1 protein-coding gene is annotated in these 901 nt (G+C 65.0%); it reads right to left on the bottom strand.

What is annotated here, in order from left to right; translation table 11 throughout:
• On the bottom strand, window positions 1-869 hold an 869-nt coding region (locus ACTMTF_RS49390), incomplete at its 3' end, for a zinc-binding dehydrogenase (protein ID WP_441117035.1).
• Window positions 870-901: the final 32 nt, after the last annotated feature.

The raw sequence follows: 901 nt of genomic DNA on the forward strand, positions 1-901 counted from the left end.
GTCAGGACGACCTTGCCGACGTTGCGGGCCTGACTCAGGTACCGGAACGCCTCCGGAGCCCGGCGCACATCCCAGCAAGCCACCGGCAACGGCCTCAAAACCCCCGCAGCGAACAACTCCGACAACGCAGCCAACATCCGAGCGATCTCATCCGGACCCAGCTCCAAAAGATCGAACGCCCGATACGACAACCCCCCAAACTCACCAGCCACCCACTCCGGATCCCGGACATCAGCCTTACCCATCTCCACGAACCGACCCCCCGGACCCGCCGCCAACCGCAGAGAAGCATCCACGAACTCCCCCGCCAGCGAATCCAGAACGACATCCACCCCACCGCTCACCGCACGAAACGCCGCCTCGAACTCCAAAGTCCGCGACGACGCCACATGCCCCTCACCCAAACCAAGCCCACGCAACACCGGCCACTTCGCCGGACTCGCCGTCCCGAACACCTCCGCACCCAGATGGCGGGCCAACTGAACAGCCGCGATCCCCACCCCACCCGCAGCCGCATGAATCAACACCGACTCACCCGCCCGCAGATCCGCCAACTCCACCAACGCGTAATACGCCGTCAAAAACACCACCGGAGCCGCCGCCGCCTCAGCCAACGACCACCCCGACGGCACCCGCACCACCAACCGCCGATCCGTCACCACCACCGGACCGAACCCACCCGAGAACAACCCCATCACCACATCACCCGGCACCAGGTCACCCACCCCAGCACCGACCTCCAACACCACCCCCGCACCCTCAAGCCCCAACCGACCCGCATCCCCCGGATACATCCCCAACACATTCAACACATCACGGAAATTCACCCCACCAGCCCGCAAACCCACCCGCACCTCACCAACACCCAAACCCCCATCACCACCAACGGGAACCAAGGTCA

Source organism: Nonomuraea sp. ZG12 (assembly GCF_052068115.1).
Classification (GTDB): domain Bacteria; phylum Actinomycetota; class Actinomycetes; order Streptosporangiales; family Streptosporangiaceae; genus Nonomuraea.